10 protein-coding genes are annotated in these 19,474 nt (G+C 71.2%); all 10 read right to left on the bottom strand.

The features are described from left to right. Positions 1-348 precede the first annotated feature (348 nt). Positions 349-2,160 (bottom strand): trypsin-like serine protease, encoded by a 1,812-nt coding sequence (locus tag ACZ58N_RS37260; RefSeq protein ID WP_471169566.1) that lies wholly within the window; start codon positions 2,158-2,160, stop codon positions 349-351. Between the two features lie 299 nt (positions 2,161-2,459). Next, on the bottom strand, positions 2,460-4,094 hold the full coding sequence (locus tag ACZ58N_RS37255) for a S1 family peptidase (RefSeq protein ID WP_471169563.1): 1,635 nt from the start codon (positions 4,092-4,094) through the stop codon (positions 2,460-2,462). Between the two features lie 114 nt (positions 4,095-4,208). Then, a complete protein-coding gene (locus ACZ58N_RS37250) occupies positions 4,209-4,706 on the bottom strand; it encodes a hypothetical protein (protein ID WP_471169560.1) in 498 nt (165 codons plus the stop codon). Between the two features lie 183 nt (positions 4,707-4,889). Continuing rightward, positions 4,890-8,417 carry an ALF repeat-containing protein gene (locus ACZ58N_RS37245; protein WP_471169557.1) on the bottom strand — a complete coding sequence of 1,176 codons (3,528 nt, stop codon included), beginning with the start codon at positions 8,415-8,417 and terminating at the stop codon, positions 4,890-4,892. A gap of 703 nt (positions 8,418-9,120) precedes the next feature. Continuing rightward, positions 9,121-9,792: a TetR/AcrR family transcriptional regulator gene (locus tag ACZ58N_RS37240; RefSeq protein WP_471169554.1), complete on the bottom strand. Its 672-nt coding sequence runs from the start codon at positions 9,790-9,792 to the stop codon at positions 9,121-9,123. Positions 9,793-9,883: 91 nt separating this feature from the next. Beyond that, positions 9,884-11,086 carry a cytochrome P450 family protein gene (locus ACZ58N_RS37235; protein ID WP_471169551.1) on the bottom strand — a complete coding sequence of 401 codons (1,203 nt, stop codon included), beginning with the start codon at positions 11,084-11,086 and terminating at the stop codon, positions 9,884-9,886. Positions 11,087-11,223: 137 nt separating this feature from the next. After that, the gene (locus tag ACZ58N_RS37230; protein ID WP_471169548.1) at positions 11,224-12,063 is read right to left on the bottom strand and encodes a patatin-like phospholipase family protein; all 840 of its coding nucleotides are present in this window, start codon (positions 12,061-12,063) and stop codon (positions 11,224-11,226) included. Between the two features lie 769 nt (positions 12,064-12,832). Next, on the bottom strand, positions 12,833-13,231 hold the full coding sequence (locus ACZ58N_RS37225) for an XRE family transcriptional regulator (RefSeq protein WP_471169545.1): 399 nt from the start codon (positions 13,229-13,231) through the stop codon (positions 12,833-12,835). A gap of 721 nt (positions 13,232-13,952) precedes the next feature. Then, positions 13,953-14,648, bottom strand: coding sequence for an RES domain-containing protein (locus ACZ58N_RS37220; protein WP_471169543.1), 696 nt, complete (start codon positions 14,646-14,648; stop codon positions 13,953-13,955). A gap of 273 nt (positions 14,649-14,921) precedes the next feature. After that, entirely contained in the window at positions 14,922-19,463 is a 4,542-nt protein-coding gene (locus ACZ58N_RS37215; protein WP_471169540.1) for a hypothetical protein, read from the bottom strand. Between the last annotated feature and the right edge of the window lie 11 nt (positions 19,464-19,474).

Genomic DNA, 19,474 nt, shown 5'->3' with positions numbered 1-19,474 from the left:
GCGACGACCTGCTCGACCTGGCGTCACCTTACGGAGATCACCCTGACTATCCCGTCACCCCTGAGACGTAGATCATTTTACGGGACAACCCTTAGGGGTGACCCCGTGCAGGGCGCTTCTCGATTCCTGATCGATCCGTGGACGCCCCGGCGTCCACGGGGACGTCGCGCGGAGCGCGCTCGCTTCTCCTGTCGGTGAACCCCGATGCTCCGTCAGCCACCCGCCGGAGAAGTGTCCGCGACGCCCGCTCTTCATGAGTACGCCCCGTCCCGCCCCGGCTGCCGAGGGGGCGCCGGGGCGGGAGACGGTGGGCGAGGCAGCGGGGGTGTGCCGCGTCCGGTGGGAGGGTCAGTGGATCCGGATGGCGTTCCAGTCCCAGTTGGCGTTGGCGGGCGTCGTGTAGCTGCTGGTGAACGGCTGAATGAGACCGGCGCTGTCCGCAAGACCCGTGTACATCCGCATACTGCCGTCGGCCTGGCGGTACATCATGCCCACGTCGGCACGACGGTCACCATTGAAATCACCCGTGATCAGCTTCATCGCATTACGATCCCAACCACCACTGGCAGGAACCGTGTAACCGACATTGAACTCACCGAAACCACCATCAGCCTTGGCCGGCGAGCTGTAAAAACCGACGGACCCATTCGCATGGTGGTACACCATCACCGCATCGGAACGACCATCACCATTCACGTCACCGGACTGAAGCTGAATCGCGTTCCAGTCCCAGTTGGCGTTGGCGGGCGTCGTGTAGCTGCTGGTGAACGGCTGAATGAGACCGGCGCTGTCCGCAAGACCCGTGTACATCCGCATACTGCCGTCGGCCTGGCGGTACATCATGCCCACGTCGGCACGACGGTCACCATTGAAATCACCCGTGATGACCTTCATCGCATTACGATCCCAACCACCACTGGCAGGAACCGTGTAACCCACATTGAACTCACCGAAACCACCATCAGCCTTGGCCGGCGAGCTGTAAAAACCGACGGAACCATTCGCATGGTGGTACACCATCACCGCATCGGAACGACCATCACCATTCACGTCACCGGACTGAAGCTGAATCGCGTTCCAGTCCCAGTTGGCGTTGGCCGGCGTCGTGTAGCTGCTGGTGAACGGCTGAATGAGACCCGCGCTGTCCGCAAGACCCGTGTACATCCGCATACTGCCGTCGGCCTGGCGGTACATCATGCCCACGTCGGCACGACGGTCACCATTGAAATCACCCGTGATGACCTTCATCGCATTACGATCCCAACCACCACTGGCAGGAACCGTGTAACCCACATTGAACTCACCGAAACCACCATCAGCCTTGGCCGGCGAGCTGTAAAAACCGACGGAACCATTCGCATGGTGGTACACCATCACCGCATCGGAACGACCATCACCATTCACGTCACGCTGTGCGATGGAACGTCGTACCGTCTCCTCGATCCAACCGCCGAGGTCGTCGGCGCGTACCGAAACGGCGCCGGTGCGGGACTCCGTTGGGGCGGTGCCGAGGCAACCACCCTGCCAGGAACGGCTGTTGATGCCCACCAGCTCGCCGGCGGCGTTCAGCAGCGGCCCGCCGGTGTCGCCCTTGCAGAGGGAGTCGGTGCCCTTGCCGGTGATGGTCAGGCTGGTGGCGTTGGACGTGTTGAGGGTGAACGCTCCGGTATGGGCCTTGCCGGGTGCCCACTCGGTCCTGGTCCGCCCGAAGCCCACGGCGGTCAGCTCGGCGCCGGCCGCCGGGGCGGCGCCGGCCTGCTTGATGCGAGCGGTGCCGGCGGAAGGAGTGGCGAGGCGGGCCAGGACGACGTCCCGGTCCGTACGGGGGACGAGCTCGGAGACGTCGACGCGCCGCCCGTCGCCGAGGGTCACGGTGGTTTTCAGCGTCGGCGCACCGGCCGGCACCGCGGTACCGGGCGTCGCGGCGAAGCAGGCGGCGGCGGTCAGGACCCAGGAGGCGTCGACGATGGTGCCGGTACAGCCGCGGCCGTTCGCCTCGTCGCCGATGTTCAGTTTGACGACGGCGGAGTGCCGGCCGGCCTCCGCCTCCGGGCCGGAGACCGCTTGGGCGGAACCGGCGGGAACGATGCCCGCGGCGACCGTGGTGGCGATGACGAGCAGGCCCGATATCCGCGCGGTGCGCGGACGGAATGCAGACATGAGCTGTTTCCTTCAGGAACGGAGCGGGGTGGGGTGGGGCGTACGTCGGAGTGCGAAGGGGGCCGGTCCGCGGTGGAAGGGCCGGTGTGCCGGGTGGTTGTGACGGCGCGGCGGTCCGAGGTGGGACGGGCTCGCGTGCCGAGTGTCCGTGGCGGCGCCGGTCACCAGGATCCGAGTCCTGATGGCCGGCGCCGTCCGGCTCGTGGTCGAGCCGGATTCACTGGTGCGGTCGGGCCGTTTTCACTGGCGTTGTCGATCCGATGTCACCGCTGTGGTCGGGGCCGGGTTGCGACGGTGGGTCAGCCGTTCCAGGTACCGGTGAGGGCGAGGTGACCCGGGGCGGCAGGCAGGCCCGGGGTGGGGACGGTGGTGGTGGCGGCCCAGGTGCGGTCGGTGCGGCGCGTGGTGTGCAGGAACTTTCCGTCGGCGGTGGTGACGGCCACCTGGACCTCACCGGCGATGTTGGCGGTGGCAACGGACTTCGCGGTGACCGTGCCGAGGATCGACTTGATCTCGGTCAGCGGGCTCCAGGTGCCGTTGAAGTTGCGTGCGGCGTGGTACTGACGGGTGCCGTTGTCGGTGGCGATGACGATGTGGGTCTCGTCGCCGGCGCCGATCGTGCTGAGCGAGGTGATGGGCCCGGTGGCGCCGGCGGCGCCGGCCACGTCGCCCCAGTTGAGCCAGTTGCCGTTGCTCTGGCGGATGGTGTGGTAGGCCTTGCCGCCGCTGAGGGTGGTGACCTGGAGTTCGCCGCGGACGACGGCGGTGGCGGCGCCGGTCACGTTGGCTACCTTGCCGGTGGTGATGTCCTTGAACGGCGTCCAGTGGCCGGTGGCGTTGCGAACGGTGTGCAGGGCCTTGCCGTCGGCGACGGCGACGACGTGGAGGTCCCATCCGATGTTCGTCGCGGTGACGCTGCTGAGGTTGCCGAGGGTGCCGGCGACCTCGAAGACGTCACCGAAGGTGCCCCAGGTGCCGTCCTGCTTGCGGATGGTGTGGAACAGCTTGCTGTCGTTGCTCACGGCCAGCACGTGGGTGTCGCCGTTCATACCGACGGCCGCCGAGTTGCGAAGCCCGCCGGGGACCGCGCCGGTCCGGCTCTGGACGTCGTTGAAACCGGTCCAGGAGCCGTCGTTGCCGCGGGTGGCCTGGTAGAGACCGCTGCCGGACTGCACCAGGGCCTGGGTCTTCCAGCCGGGGGTTTGCGGCAGGATCTCCTGCCGCATCCAGCCGCGGAGGTCGTCCGCCCGTGCGGCGATCGCCTGGGTGCGGGTTTCGGTGGCCGGGGTTCCCAGGCATCCCCCCTTCCAGGAACGGCTGTTGATGCCGATCAGTTCACCGTTGCCGTTGACGAGGGGCCCACCGGCATCGCCCTGGCAGATCGCGTCGGTGCCCTTGGCCGTCAGGGCCAGCGTCGTCGCATCGGCGGAGGAGACACCGAACGCGGCGGTGTGGACCTTGTCCTGCACCCACTCCGTCCTGGTCCGGCCGAAGCCTGCCGCCGACACGGAGGCGTTCACGGCGGGCTGCGCGGCGGCGAGCTTGACGGGGGCGACGCCGGTGACGGGGGCGGACAGCCTGGCGAGCACCACGTCCCGGTCGGCGCGAGGAACGATGCTCACCACGTCGAGCGTGGTCGTGCCGATCCTCGCGGTGGCCTTCAGCTCCGGCTTGCCCGCGGCCACCGACGTTCCAGGCGTTTTCGCGAAGCAACTGGCCGCGCTCAGGACCCAGCTCTCGTCGACGAGGACCGCGGAGCAGGCTCGGCCGTTGGACTCGTCCCCGATGGTCAGCCGGGCGGTGTGGGTGTAGGTGCCGGCGGCGGCGGGAGTGCCGGCGGCTGCCAGAGCCGTACCTGCGGGAAAGAGCGCGGTGGCGCTTGCGATGGTGAGGGCCGTGGCCGACCACTTCGTGCGCGGACGTATGCGGGACATGGTTTTCCTTCGATGTTTCCGAGAACTGTGGCGGATGACTGGGGCGCCGCTGGGGCGACCGGGACCGGGCACGCGTGGCGCCCGGGTCGCGATCTCGTCGTAGGGCGGCGCGGACTACTTGGTGACGCGGATCTCGACCAGGACGTGGTCCCGGCCGTCCACGGACTCGCCGACGCCTTCCCAGGTCTTCGCGGGGATGTTGTATTCGACGCGGTCGTTCTCGGCGGTCATCGCAAGGTGCGTGTTGCCCGAATCGTCGGTCCGCACTCCGTGCACGGACTTGAGTTCCAGGGTCAGGAAGCCCTCATCGCCGATGACCTTGAAACACACGTCCGCCCGATCACGGGCCAGGAACTTGAGGAGGTTCTCCTCGCTCCGGCAGTCGGCGAGCACGATGTGGCCATCGCCGCGCTTGAGGACGATGCCCTGCTCGGCCAGGATCTTGTCGGCGTTCGGGTAGTTGTAGTCCTCGATGGCGTAACCCGGCCCCGTTTCGGCGACGGGTCCGGCGCTGACGTCGGAGGACTGGCCCCCGGCCGTCACGGCCAAGGCGAGAACACCGGCCGCGGCAGCGGTTCCGAGAATGCGCTTCCATGCGTTGCGTGACTTCATGACGGTCCTATCGGTAGGGATGGATCAGAGTTGATGTCTGCATTGATCAGATTTGGTTCCTGAGGGGCGGCAGCGCGCGGCGTGGGCGAGGCCGCCCCTTCGGCGACGCTTCGGGGAGGGCGACCCGTCAGGATCGGGACGCCGTGGTGGCCTTGTGTCCGTGTGCGCCCGTCGTTCCGTCCGTCACGGCTTCAGCGTGACGTCGAACTCGATGACCTGGGTCTTGGGCGACATCGGACCGGAATCACCGACGATCTTGTCGATGAGCGCACCGACGTTGTTGCTCCACCAGTCCGTGTAGCCGATGACCGGGGGGTGGGTCGCGGACTCGATGTCCGACTCGTTGTACGCGGTGTACCGCCATACGACGGAGCCGTCCGCGTTCTTGCGGGTGGGCGTCATCCGGACCTGGTGCGAGCCCATGAACGTGTACGCGAGGTTTCCCGTGAGGCCGGCCGTGGCGAGCGTCCCGTAGTCCCTGATGTACTTCCCCACCCCGTCGAAACCGCCGAGCGAGTAGTCGTACAGATAGGAGCGGCCGAGTTCGAAGTTCCCGTTCCGGGTACGGTCGGCGAAGAAGGCGAGGGCCTTCTGCGTGTGCTCGTGCTCACGGTAGACGCGGGTGAGTTCGTCATTCGGGCCGAAGCACTGGGCCCGGGGCCCCGTTCCGCTGATCCAGTCGACGCCCAGTTCCCACGGATTGGTGTTGTTGTTGGACTCGATGGGCGTACCGAACGGCGTCAGGCAGCTCTCCGCGCCTTCGGGGAGGCCGTTCTTGCCGGGGACGATGGGGACCTTCGAGTTGTCCAGGGCCTTCTGGATCGCCTCGCGCATCGCCGCCTCGATGACGAGGTGCTTGGCCTCCGACGCGGCCTGGGAGGCCGCGCCGGCGCTCGCCCCGGCCGCGAGCGACGCCTTGCGGGCCGCGGCGGCCGAGGCCGCGGCATCGGCGGCATGGGAAGCGGCCTCGGTGGCGGACCGTACGGCGCGGGTCGCCGCGCTCCGGGCCACGCTGCTCGCCCTGCGCGCCGCGACGGCCGCCTGACGCGCGGTCTCGGCGGAGCGTGCCGCGGAGGCGGCGGAAGCCTCGGCGGACGCCGCGTTCTTGCGCGCCTCCTCGGCGGACTGTTTGGCGGCCGCGGCGTATCCCTTGGCGAGGTTGGCCCATTCGACCGCCTTGGCGGCGGCGTCCCGTGCGAGGGCCGCCGCCTCGGAAGCCCGTGCCGCGTTCTCCTGCGCCTCTTGGGCCACCTTGGCAGCGCCCGCGATCATCGCCCGGATGGCGCTGATGTGCGTGGCGTGGTCATGGTCGATCCGTGCGAACTCGTGCTGTGTGGTGCCGATGAACCGGCGCAGCATGTGGGTATTGCCCTCAAGCGCGATCTTGGCGGCCGCCTTGACGTAGGGGCCTCCGTTCGCCAGGAGGGTGGTCGCCTTCACGCGGTCGTCCTCGCGGACGGCCGCGGCACGCTCGACGTGCAGGAACACGTGCAGGGCTTGGGCGGTGCCCTTCTCCAGTGCCGCCACGGCCGCACGGCGCTCGGCCGGGCCGGTGTTGTCGTCGGCCAGGATCGTCGTGGCCTCGACCCGGTTGTCCTCCTTGGCCGCCTCAAGCGCCCCGTTTTCGAGGAACGTCCTCACCTTCGTGGGGTCCTCGGTCCTGAGCACGGCCACGGCCGCCACGGCCACGTTCTTCGTCGAGATCGCGGCCATGGCCGCGACGTTCTCGACGTTGTCCTGCCGCAGGGCGATCAGCCGATCGGCGTCGATCCAGTGGACGACGTCCTCGTCCGAGCCGGCGAGCGCGAACTCCGCGGCCTGATGGGTCCACGTTCCCGCCCGCCCGATCAGCTGGATCGCCGCCTTGCGCCCGGCCACCACGGCGTCCGCGGTCCTGCCGGCCTTCAGCGCCGCTTCCGCGGAGCCGATGAGCGCGAGCAGCTCCTGGGACAGGCGCGCTTCCTGGGTCCGCTCCCGGTCGTACCGTTCGAGCTGATTCGCCTCCGCGCTCGCCTCCAGCCGCGCCTGTTCGATCGCCTCGGCGGTCTCCTCGGCCAGTCGGGCGGTTTCGGCCTCACGGGCCGTCTGTTCGACCGCACGTGCCTTGTCGACGGCGTCGGCGGCCTTGTTCGCCGCCTCGACGGCCGCGTTGGCGGCTGCCGTCGACCGGTTGGCGTAGTCGACCGCCTGGCCCGCGTGGTTCGCCGCCTCCGTGGCAGCCGCTGCCGCCTTCTCGGCATGATCGGCGGCACTGTTGGCGGCGTCACGTGCCGCACGGGCGGCCGTGGCCGCCTGCCCGGCCAAGGTCCGCGACTTGCTCGCGGCCCGCGTCGCCCGGCCCGCGGCGGCCTCGGCCACGGCGGCCTCCCGCTGCGCCACTGCGGCCTCGGACTGCGCGGCGCCGGAGGCGACGGCCGCGTCGGCCGACGCGCGAGCGGCGGCGGCGGCGTTGAGGGCCGAGCCGGCGGCGGCCGCACCCGCGGCGTCAGCCGCTTCGGCGGACTTGGCCGCGAGATCGGCCTTCTCCGCCACGGCGCGGACGAACTTGACCATGGCCGTGGCGGCCTGCGCCGCCGCTCGGGCCGCGTCCGCCATGCCCGCGTCCTTGGAGGCGCCGATCGCGGCCTGGTAGGCCCGGGTCGCCGCCCGTCCCGCCGACGCGGCCGCTGCCGCGGCGGCGTGCGCGGCCGCCACCGAACGCTGCGCGGCGGCCTGCGCCGTCCGCGACGCCGACACCGCGGTCGACGCGGCGGCCGCCGCACCCCGGGCCGCCTGCGCCGCCTTGTTCGCGGCCCTCGCGGAACGCTGGACGTCCTGGTTGGCGGCCTCGGCCTCGGCCTTGGCCTCCAGCGCCGCCTCCTTCGCCTTCTCGGCGGCCTTGACGGCCTGCTGGGACAGCTCGACGGCCTCGTCGGTCTTCCGGCCGGCGCGCTGCCCCTCCGCCTCCACGACCTTGACCAGTTGCTGGATCGTCGCGGTCTCCTCGTCACGGGCACGGGCGATGTACTGGCCCGTTTCGAGGAACCACCGGATCGCCCTCGGCGTCCCGTCGTCCAGTGCCCGCTGTGCGTAGACCCGCACCTGTGGTGAGGCCGTCACGAGGATGGACGTCACCTGCACCCGGTCGTCCTCCTCGTGGGCGGTGAACTGTCCGCCGCTGAGGAAGGCGCGCAACGCGAATTCCGAATCGGCCTGCAGCGCGGCGGACGCGTCACGCTTCACAGCACGACCACCGCGGGCCATGACCGTGGTCACGGCCACCTTCAGATCCTCGCGCACCGCGCTCTGGAACCCGCCCTTGAGGAAGGCCTCGACCGACGCGGTGCCCCCCGAGAGCGCCGCTCCGATGCCGTCGCGGGTCGCCTTGCCGGCCATGACCAGCGACTGCGTGAGGGTGAACCTGTTGTCCTCGGCCCGGGCCGCGGCCAGCTTCTCGTCGAGGAACGCCTTCACGTCCGCCGCGCTGCCCACCAGGGCAGCGGCGGCAGCGGCGCGGACGGCTCGTCCGCCCGTCCGGTACGCCCAGACGACCTTGCCGCGGTCTGTGTCCGGCAGGCCGGATCCCTCGGGCACCGCGGCGGATCCGATCGGACCGGCCGCGTACGCGGACCGGCTGAGCACCGTGCAGTGGGGCAACGCACAAGCGGCCGCCACCCCGGCGAAGGCGGTGATCATCTGACGTCTGTTGAGCTGTCGTGAACGTGATGCCATCACGACTCCCTTCTCTTGCGCTGATCCCGACCAGGACGTGCTCCCGGCCTGACGGGTCGTCATGGTCGGTGGTCCGCACCGGGTGTGCCGTTCGGACTCCGGAACCACGACCGCGATGTCGTGTTCTCCGGTGATGCCGACCGGAGGTGCGTTTCGCTCCCCGGCGGCGATCACCACTCTCGGCGCTCCGAGGGGGTGGGCGGAAGGGAAAACAGCAGGCCGGAAGGGGCCCTGACCTGTTCCGGCCCGGGTGGGTCCCCTGCGGCCCGGCAGCTGGTCAGGGGCATGCCGAGTGCACCCACGGACCTGACCCGCAGGTCGGAAACGACGTCGGGCGACGCCGTGGGCCGGGGGGCGGCGGTTCCGGATGGTGCATCGCGATCGGTGGGTGCCCCTTGCCCACCACCACACGGTTGCTCCTTGCCCACGACCGCCCGGTTGCACCCTGCCGGCCGGAGCCGGCGGGCTCGGCCGACGAATCACCGGCTGCTCCGGTCCGGCTCGTACTCCGCCGACCCGCCGGCACACCACCTCAGCGGTATGGCGACCTCAGGTGTCGACGACCGGATCACCGGGGGTGGGCATCAGGGTTCATCCGGCGTCACCGCCGGTCCTGGCAACGCCGTGACCGCCGAGATCCCCGTCGAACCACGCGTGCGGCCTCACGGCCGGCGTCGGCGAGGTCGAGCCCGGTCGGATCGGCTCAAACGGGGCGGTGGGACCCCAGGTCGAGGAGGACCGCAGCCAGTTGCTCCGCGGTCGGGGCCGGCGCCGGCAGGCCCGACGGGGGGCGCGTTCCGGCGCGCAAACCATCGAGGAACAGGGCCAGTTGCCGACGCCAGGCGTGCGGCGGTCCCGCCGCTGCCAGGGAGGGGACCGAGCGGCCCAGCGTGGCCAGGTTCAGGAGCATGTCCTCGACGGTGACGTCGGTGCGCATCGCCCCGTCGCGCTGGGCGCGGCCCATGAGCAGGGCGATCGTCTCGTGGTTGTGGACGTGGACCGCGTCGAGGGAGGTCACGCCCTCGATCGGGGTGGTCATCAGGTCGTTGACGCCCCGGTCCGCCGCCAGCACGGTGAAGACCGCCTCCAGGTAGGTGGCAAGCCCCGCCCAGGGATCGGCCGCGCCCCGGGCCCCCTCCCCGGCGTCGACGGTGCCCTGGAGGGCGTCCCGGAACACCGCGTCGATCAGGGCGGCACGCGTCGGGAAGTGCCGGTACAGGGTGGCGTTTCCGACACCGGCCCGACGGGCGATCTCGTCGAGGCGGGCATCCAGGCCCTGGGCGGCGAAGGCCTTGCGCGCGGCGGCCAACAGCGACTCGCGGTTGCGCAGCGCGTCACGCCGTACCGGCGCCGGCCGCTCCCTGCCCGGGGTCACTGTCCACTCCTCGCGTCGTCGGTGCCCACGCGGGCGCCCCGGCAGCGGGGATCGTGGTCCGGTACGGATGCTATCCCCATCGGGGACGGCGTCACGCGGGGAGCCGGCGCGACCAGCGCACCGGTAGGGCGGCGAGGCCGCTGAGCATGGCGCTGCGGCGGTGCACGAGGGGGGCCGGATCCGCCGCGGGGGCGAGGTCCGGCAGCCGCCGCAGCAGGGTCTCCACGGCGATCCGCCCTTCGACGCGGGCGAGCGGAGCGCCCAGGCAGTGGTGGATGCCGTGGCCGAACGCGAGGTGTCCCCTGGGGGCGCGACGGATGTCGAAGCGGTCGGGGTCGGCGAAGTGCTCGGGATCCCGGGAGGCCGCTGCCAGGGACAGCATCACGGTGTCGCCGGCCGGGATCCGCACCCCCGCGATCTCCAGGGGCTCCGCGGCGTACCGGAAGGCCGCCGCGGTGACGGGCCCGTCGTGGCGGAGCATCTCCTCGACGGCGCCGTCGAGGAGCCCGGGGTCCGCCCGCAGCGCGGCGAGCTGGTCGGGGTGGCGCAGCAGGTTCATGACGCCGCCCGAGATCAGGTTGACGGTGGTCTCGTGCCCGGCGACCAGCAGCAGGAAGGCCATGCCGAGCAGTTCCTCGGCGTCCAACCCGTCCGGCGCCGCGGAGGCTCCGACGAGGGCGCTCATCAGATCCGGCCCGGGGTCACCGGCCTTGGCGGCGACGAGCGCGGCGAAGTACGCGCCCATCGCCGCGGCGGCGGCGCCGGCCGCGGCGGGGGAGGACGGGGCGACGAGCTCGGTCGACCAGGTGTGGAAGAGGTGCTGGTCCTCGACGGGAACTCCGAGGAGTTCGCAGATGACGGTGAGCGGCAGTGGGAGCGCGTAGTGGGCGACCAGGTCGACGGTCCCGGCCGGCGGAAGGGCGTCGATGAGGCCGTCGGCGATCTGCTGCACGCGCGGCCGCAAAGCCTCGATCCGACCGGCGGTGAACTCCCTTGCGACCAGGGCGCGCAGGCGGGTGTGCCGGGGCGCGTCGGCCTGCAGCATGTTCAACCCGATGGCGTTGCCGCCGTCGCTCTCCCACGTCGCGGAGTGCCGTATGTCGTTGCTCAGCCGGGGGTCGGTGAGCGCGGCCCGCACCTCGCGGCGGCCGAGGACGAGCCGGACGTCGCCGCTCCCGGGGATGTGGACGCGGTGCACGGGTCCCTTCTCGCGCAGCGCGGCGTGGACGGGGTGCGGGTCGGCGGCGAAGTCGAGCCGGGTGAGGTCGAGTTCACCGGGAATCGGAGCAGTCATGGCGTTCCTCCGGAGGTCGGTGGTGCAGAGCCCGGTGGGTGCAGGGTCAGGGTGGGTCGGTGGGCGACGGTGCTCATCGAGCGGGGTGATCGCCGGGCGGGCGCGGGACGCGTTCCGCTCCTTACGTGTCCGGTGTGTCAGGGGGTCCACACCGCGCGGACGGCCTCCGCGCAGGAGGCTGCCTGGGCACGGCCGGCCCGGGCGGCGGCCGGGCGGCGGGTCCGGTCGAGCATGTTGCGTCCGAAGGCCTTGCGGGACCCACGGTCGGGGGTGAGGACCGCCACCAGCGCCCCGGCGGCGGCGAGTTCGGCTCCCTGGGCGGTGGAGCTGGGGTGGGGGCCGACCGCTGCGGGGATCGGGGTGAGGGCGACGACGCGGCGGGCGCCGCGGGCGAGGTGCACGTTGGCCGTCGAACGGCTGCCTCCGTCCATCCATCGGCGGCCGGCCACGGATACCGGCGGCCAGACCACCGGTACCGCGCAACTGGCCGCCACGGCATCGGGAAGAGCGACGCCCGAGGCGGAGTCGAACGTCGTCAGGTCGCCGGTCCGCGCGTCCACGGCGGTCAGCCGCAGGTCGGCGGCGGGCCAGTCGCGCACGCCGGCCAGGAGGACGGCGACCGCGTCGTGGACGGCCGACTCGGGGACGGTACGGGAGGCCAGAGCGGCCCGCCCGAGGCGCTGGGCGGAACGCCGAGGATCACGCGAGCCGAGTGCGGCCCACAGGAACCGGGCCGTCTGGCCCGGGGTGACGGTGACGTCGAGCTCCGGGGCTCCGTCGAGTTCCTCGCGGTACATGTCCTCGGCGCGTGCGCCCGAGGTGAGCCGTGCACCGATCACCGCGCCGGCGGAGGTCCCGATCGTCATGTCGGCGCCGGAGAGGTCGAGGCCCTCCTCGGCCAGTCCGGCCAGCATTCCGACCGTCCAGGCGAGCCCGACCGCTCCCCCACCACCGAGCACCAAAGCCGTGGTTGCCATGATCCCCCACCCCCGCACGATAAACGGGGACCACTCCCCGTTTTGCCGACGGTCGGACAGTAGCACGGGAAACGGGGACCGGTCCCCGTTTCTTGCGGCTGCCCCGTCGCGTCAACCGCCGTACAGGTTCACGAGGTTGGGGAACCGCCCGTTCCGCGCGACTCGGGGCAGGGGGCGCCGCGCCCGCAGCGGCGCTGACGTCGGCGATGGTGACGACCCGGTCGATGTCGAGCCCAGCCCACCCACAACCCAACGCAGCCCGGCTGCCCGCCGGGCGGTACGGGCCTATCCGTCCGGCGCCCGTCCCGGGTACGGAGCACCGCCCGAGCCAACCCGCACCGGGAAGCCGCCCACGGCGCACGAGTCGCCCCCGGCACGCCACGAGGCTCACTCCAGCGGCCGTTTCCCGGGGGGTGCACAGGAAATACGGCGGCCGGAGCCCGAAGGCAAGAGAAACCGGCACTGTTCAGCGATCGACTGCTACAGAGCAGCGCGCGCAGCGGCACGGCGACCGCGGCCACCTCCGCCGTGCTCAACCTGCGCGGGAGCGGGCGGGGGCAGCCGGGTCACGGACCACCGGAAGGCCGCCGGCCGTGGCGCGCAGCGCCGCGGTGGCCGCCAGGGCCCTGCGCGCCGCGGCCCACGGCGCTTCGTGGGGCCCTCACCACGGAGAGGTGCAGCGCGGGCGCCTCACCACGGAGAGGTGCGGCGCGTACGCGGCTCCCCGCGCCCTGCCGACAGAGTCGGACGTGCGCCCGATGGCGGCTGGTCAGGTGCCGTCCACGTAGGCGCGCGCTGCGACCATGACGTCGCGGCGGCGTCCGGCGGCGATGCACAGGGCCGGTGCCTCGTCTTCGAGCTGGGGGTTCATCCCGATCATCCATGCGCGCGCGGTGTACACGCTTTCGGCGTACTGGATCAGCTGGAACACCTGGAGCGCGGCGCGCAGTTGCTCCTCGGCCTCGGGACGCGGATGGGTGGTGCCCGAGGCCCATTTGCCGACCTGCTTGGGGTCGCTGATGCCCGCGATCCTTGCGGTCAGTCGCTGGCCGAGGTTGTCCTGGAGGAAGCGGGCGATCTCGCTGATGTGCATGCGTACGGTGGCGACGTGCGCCAGTCCGGCGCTGATGTCGCTCTTGCTGGCCGGTGTGGTGGTTTCGATCGGCATGACGGGGTCTCCCTCGGTGCCCTGGCTACGCGCCGGTTCGGTGGCGGTCACGTGTCGGGCGGTGAGTGCTTGGATGCGCACAGGACCTGGCTGTCGCATGCTGCTGCGAGGGGACGAATGCATGGACGCTCGGTCTCGGCGAGCAGGCGAACGCTTCTGATGCACCTGTGATGTTCCTGCGAGGTGCCTGTCCCGCGGGGAAGCGTGACCACTGCGGGTGGGGTGGCGCCGGTTACAAGCCGGCGCTCAGCATCGTCGCTTCCCGGTCGGATGGGATCCGGTGCGCGGATGACTGAGCGGTTCCAGGCCAGGGGCCGGGACGGTGTCGGGCCCATCGGTGTGGATCGGCATCACATCCCAGGCGAACACCGCCAGGACGGACACCGGCCGGCAGGGCCGTAAGTACGAGCTCTTCGTGATCATGATTCCCCCTACATCTTCCGTGGTCGGTCTTACTCAGATTACCCATTATCACTACCCAACTCCACCCGTTAGCCAGAACCGACATGTCTCCTCATCACCTCCCAACAGGCCCGTTTGGAGCGGCAATTGCCAGCTGACCTGCGCAGATACCGCAATGCGCCGCGACCTACGACACCTTCCCGCCGGCGAACTCGGCAAAGAATCCTCCGTTCGGACCACGGACAACCAGGTTGTTTTACCGGTGGACTTTGAGTCGCCAGCCGGGTGGACAAACAGGTGGGCTTCGAGTGGGTGGCGGTCAGAGCATCCTGAGTCCGCATTCGTCGGCGACCTCGCGCAGCGCCTCCGCCTCGGGAAAGACGAGGCTCGACTCCACCTGCTTGAGTTCGACATCGCTGAAGACGGCCCAGCACTGGCGCAGGCCGAAGCGGGACCGGTAGGCGATGCCGTGGAAGAGGCGGTCCTGTCCTGACGGACCGGTGCGCTGGGTGATGGCCCAAGCCGAGATCTGACGTGTGACGCGTCGGTTGAACCCCTGGATGTCGGCGGTGGTCAGCCTCCGCACCCCGAGTGCGGCCAGTTCGTGGTGGAGTTCCCGGGAGAGGGCTTCCAGGGTCTCCTCGTCGTCGACGTCAAGGAAGCGGGCTTCCTTGACGGGCTGTAAGCGGACGAGGGTGTGGCGGGTGGACCAGTCCCGCGGAAGCTGGCCCGGGGCCATGTAGGAGGGGCCCTTCCAGTCCTCCGCGGCGTCCCTGAGCGTGGTCGGGTGGACGCGGAAGGGCGCCAGGGCCTCGGCGTAACAACCCTCCTGGTCCGTGGCGCAGTAGAGCGTTCCGTAGCTCACCAGGCTCCAGCGGTTGCCACCGCGGCTGGAGGCGTCCTCCTTGCTGATCGTGTCGTACTTCAGGGGTTCGTTCGCCTTGCCCAGCCGCCAGATGCCACGCTCGGGCGCCTGGATGAGACTGATGCCCTGTGGGGTCCTGTCCGTGGTCATGTAGCTGCTCCTTGCTCCGGCCGTGCCCGGCGAGGGCGTGCGCCGGTAACGCTGGTGGCTCGTCGGTCCGCTGTTGCCGGCACGGGTCGCCGAACAGCCGGGTTCGCGGAAGGGACCGGTGTGGTCGCGCGGCGTGGTGGCCGGGCGGTGGTCCCGTCACGTGCTGGTCCTGTGCACATGCCGAACGATCATTTTTATGCGCCGGCCGAACTGAAGCGAGCGGTTGATGCGATCAGTTGGGGGCGCACGAGGGATTTCAGGGGGCGCATCGTGTCAAGGGGTCTTGCGCTGCTGTTCGTCGAGTTCGAGTTCGAGGGTGGCGGCGCCGGCTTCGCCGGCGAAGGCGAGCACGATGCGGGTGGGGCCGGCCGAGGGGTGCGCGGAGAGCGTTCGGACGGGACTTCCGGTGGCGAGCAGCAGGAGGCAGCGGCCGGTGGCGGCGTTCCAGATCCTGATCGTTCCGTCGTCGGAGGCGCTGGCCAGGAAATTTCCGAGAGCGTCGAGGGTCCAGAGGGCGACGGCGCGCACGGCACCGGTGTGACCGACCAGCGGCTCGTTCAGCGGGCGGTGCTCATGGAGGTCCCACAGGCGGATGGTGCCGTCCTGGCCGGCGCTGGCGAGGTGCGGGGGCATGCCGCCGCCGGGGCCGGGATTGATGCCGATGGTGTGGATACGGCCCTGCATGCATCGCAGGGGCGGTCCCTGGGCGCCGTCCTCGATGTCCCACAGGCGGACGGTGCCGTCGGAGCCGGCGGTGGCGTACCAGTCCCGGCCGTGGTGGTCGGAAGCCGCGGCGACCGCGAGGACGCGCAGGTAGTGGCCGCTCCAGTCGCACAGCAGACTGCTGTCGTCCAGGTCCCACAGTTTGGCCGTGTAGTCGTCGGAGCCGCTCAGCAGCAGGTGGCGTCCGTCCGTGGTCGTCAGCGGAGCGAGTGCCCGTACGCGCATGATGTGGCCCTCAAGAGGGCGCGGTAGGTGGGTTCGCGTGCCCGCGTCCCACATGTGGATGCTGTGGTCCGGCCCGGCCCACAGCAGGGCGCGGCCCTCCGTCCGTCGTGCCCAGGCCACCGCTGCGGGTGGGGCCCCGGTACTGACGTCGGTCACGAGGGTCCCGCCGGCCACGTCCCATACGTCGATGCCGCGATGGTTCCCGCTCAGCGCGAACCAGGCAGGACCGGTGTGGTCGTCGTGGGTCAGGACCCCGTCGGTCACCCGTGGGGGTGTGGGAGAACCGTCTCCCAGCGCCTTGTCGAGGGCCGTGCGGTCCCACAGGCGCAGGGTGTTGTCCAGCGACGCCGAGGCGAGCGCGTCGCCGCCCTTCACGGTGACGCGGGCCAGGGCCGTGACCGGCGCGCTGTGGCCGCTGAGCAGTGCCGCCGGCGCGGTCCGGTCGGTGCTCAACAGGGCGATGTCGTTGGCCGAGCAGGCGGCGATCAGGTGACGGGAGCCGATGGCCAGGGCCGCCAGGCCGGTCACGGGCCCGGTCCCGACGTCCAGGGTGGCGGTCCGCCCGGCCGTGCCCCAGAGGGTGACGGTCCCGTCCACGTGGCCCGCGGCCACCTCGCCGGCCCGGGTGGTGGCCGTCAGGACCCGGACGGGACACGGCAGGTCGAAGGCCGCGGTGGTGATCCCGCACTCCTCCGGATCCCTGAAGGTCAGCGATGCCCCGTCGGCGATCGCGAGGAACCGCCTGCCCTGCTCGTCCTCGAAGGTGGTCAGGGCGACCTTGCCGGTCCGGGGCGTCTCCCCCGGCAGGACCATCAGGTCCTCCGCCCCCATGCGCTCGTTCCAGCGCACGACCGCGGCGCACCCGTCGACGGCGATGACGGCCAGTTCGTCCTCGGCGTCACGGTACGTGGTCAGGTCGTCGATCCAGATGCCCGCGGGCTGGTGGACCTGGTCGATGAGTGATCCGCGGACCGGGTCCCACGCGCGGACGGCGCCGTCGGTGCTTCCGGACACCAACACCGGTCCCTGGCCCGGCCTGGTTCCGCCGAGCAGGCACCGCACCTCGCCCTCGTGCGCGGTGATGCGCTCACCGACCGCGCTTCCGTCGACGGGGTCGATGATCTCGATGCCGCCGTGCTCGTCCCCCGCGGCCAGCAGGGAGCGGCCTTCCGACGTGGTCCATCCCACGAGGGAACGGACGGGGACGGCAACCTTCGCCAGGACGTTGACGGGCGGGCTCCACCGGGACCACAGGACCGCCAGCCGCGAAGTGGGGGGCGATGCCACCTCGGCGGGCATGCGCACCCGGGGCACCCGGGTGAAGTGCAGTCCCGCGTACGCCAGTTGAAGGCTCGCCAGACGTGAGGGCACGTCCGCCCGATGCAAGTAGGGTTCGACCGTGGCCCAGGCCTCCAGCCACGACCCCGGCTCCCGCGCCCCGGACGAGGCCAGCAGTCCGCGGATTCCGGCGCCCGTCGCCCAGGGCAGCAGGTCCGGCGGAACACGGGCATCGTCGAGCGCGTCCCCGAGTCGCGCGTGAGCGGCCAGGTACCGGCGCACGTACGGCGGCGGAGGCGTCTCCCCGTCCCTGGCGACCAACTCGGCCAATGCCTCGGCGATCCGTGCGTGCACATCCGGTTCGTCCGCCGGCTCCACCGCCCGGCTGTCATCGGCTGTCACTTCCGTTCCCCCTCCCCCAACGGCGCCGCCCCCGGGCCGGCACCTCAAGACCGCTGCCAGCCGGTCGTGCGCCGGGCGGTAGACACGACGGTCGTCCTCGCCGTCATGGGTGAGATACCCGGACAGGCGCCCGCCCAGCAGTGTGCGAATCTTCTCGTCGGCCCCCTCCAACGGCCGTTCCAGAAGAACCGCCGCCATCGCCGGCCACACCTCCCCCCACGGAATGCCGCGCCCCAGGCCGAACGCTGTCGCGCGCAGGAGCGCCAACGCCTCCTCGCCGCCCAGCCCGTCCTCCGCGACCCTCTCCAGGTCCGCGGCGAGCAGACCTACCGTGCCAGTGTTCAGCCGGTTGAGCCACCAGGCGTCCCCCAGGAGCACGGGCCCGTCCGCCTTGAGCTGCTCCGCGGCGACGCGGGCGTCGAGGAAGGACCGGCCGGCCGCGGCCGTCACCACCTGGGAGACCTCCCCGAGGTCCTGCCCCCGCCAGGTTTCCTCGCCGTCCAGGAGGGCGCGGACGTAGCCGGCGATGTCCTCCCTCATCCCTTCGAGATCGGTGCGCAGGACGGTGACCTCGGGGAAGGACTCCGTCAGTCCGGACAGCAGTTCGTGTGCGCCGTCCTTGTCGCCGCCCCCGCCGTCCCCACCACGGGGGATGTCGCCCGCGCGGGAATCGCGGCCCGGGCGGAACACGTCGTCGGCGGGGCTGCTGCTGCGGACGGCGATCACCAGTCGGACACCGCGCCCCTTGGGTATGGCCTGCGCGGGCTGCGCCGGCACGTGGTCCAGGCGCGTGCCGTGGGCCGTCCGATGACCGGCCAGGGGAACCAGGACGTTCCGTACGCATCCTGCGGGATCGTTCGCCTCGTCCAGCGAGTCGACGACGACCGTGACCATCGGCCCGGGTGTTCGCAGGAACCGGCTCAACCCGGCCTGCCACCTGCGCAGGGCGTCGGTCCCTCCGGACGGATCCGCGGTGGCTCCCAGCTTCACGGCGATGGCCCGCAGGAGGTCCAGCGGATCGCGGTTGTGGGCCGTGACCGCCACCGTCACCGAACCCTCGTCGGGCACCGTCTCGGGAGGGCAGTGGAGGACGGCGGCCTCGAACCGGTCGGAACGGCGGAAGCTCCCGTCGCTGAGGGTCACGGCCCGTCCGAGGATCGCCGACTTGCCACTGGCCGCGATGCCCGTCACGACCATGACGGCGGCAGGCCCCCGCAGGAACGACGCCAGTTCCTCGTTGAGCGGCCTGCGGCCGAAGAAGTACCAGCCGGCGTCGGTGGCGCTGGTGCGGCCGCTGGCCTTCTCCAGCCAGTAGTCGAGGTGCTCCAGCGTCGGCGCGAGTTCCTGCCGGCCCGGTTCGACGGCCGCCGCCGTCATCCGGTATCCCGGATTGGGCAGGGTGGCGGTCGGGACGTCCTGCTTGCCCGACAGGAGGACCCGAGGTCCCTCCAGCTCACGGCCCTCCCTCGCGTTGATGGCACGCGTGGCCTGGCGCAGGGCACCGCTGAACTCCTCCATCGTCAGGAAGGGCCGGGTGATCTGCTCGCTGGAACGCAACAGTTCGTGCGCCTCCCGGAGGATCGCCGCGAACGCGCCGGCCGCCACCTTCCGTTGGGGCCCGGCCGTGGCCATGACGTGGAGCGTCGCTGACCTCGTACGGTGGGTCAGGTCGCGTTCCATCGCCTGGAGTTCGGACCCGACGTCCGCGGACTCGCACATGTTCACGATGACCAGGACGTCCTGGGAGAGCGAGTCCAGTGCCGCGACGATGATCTCGGTGGTGCGCAGCCCCGTCGCGAGGAGCCGTTCGGGGACGGTGTCGGCGAGGACCGCGTAGTGCGTCGCCGCCCCCGAGGTGATCCCGTGCCCGGTCACGTACAGCACCAGCGGGACGTGGGCCTCCACCTCCCGGATGCGCGAGGTGGCGAGAAAACGTTCCACGTCGTGCCGGCCGGTCGGGGGACGGTCCGGTACGACCCGTCCGAACCCCGGTCCGTCGGGGGAATCCTGCGCCCACCAGGCGGCCACCACGTCGAGTTGATCGTCGATCGCGGCCCGCATCTCGGCGGTGCCGTCCTCCAGGAGCAGCAGGAACAGCGCACCCCGGCCCGGCACACGGGACCTCTCGGCGGCCTCCGGCTCATGGTTCGGTCGCGCCAAGCCGATCTCGCCCCGCTGCCCGTTCACCTTCCCTATTC

The organism is Streptomyces sp. NPDC040432 (assembly GCF_055595445.1).
This window is presented reverse-complemented; position numbering and strand designations above follow the sequence as displayed.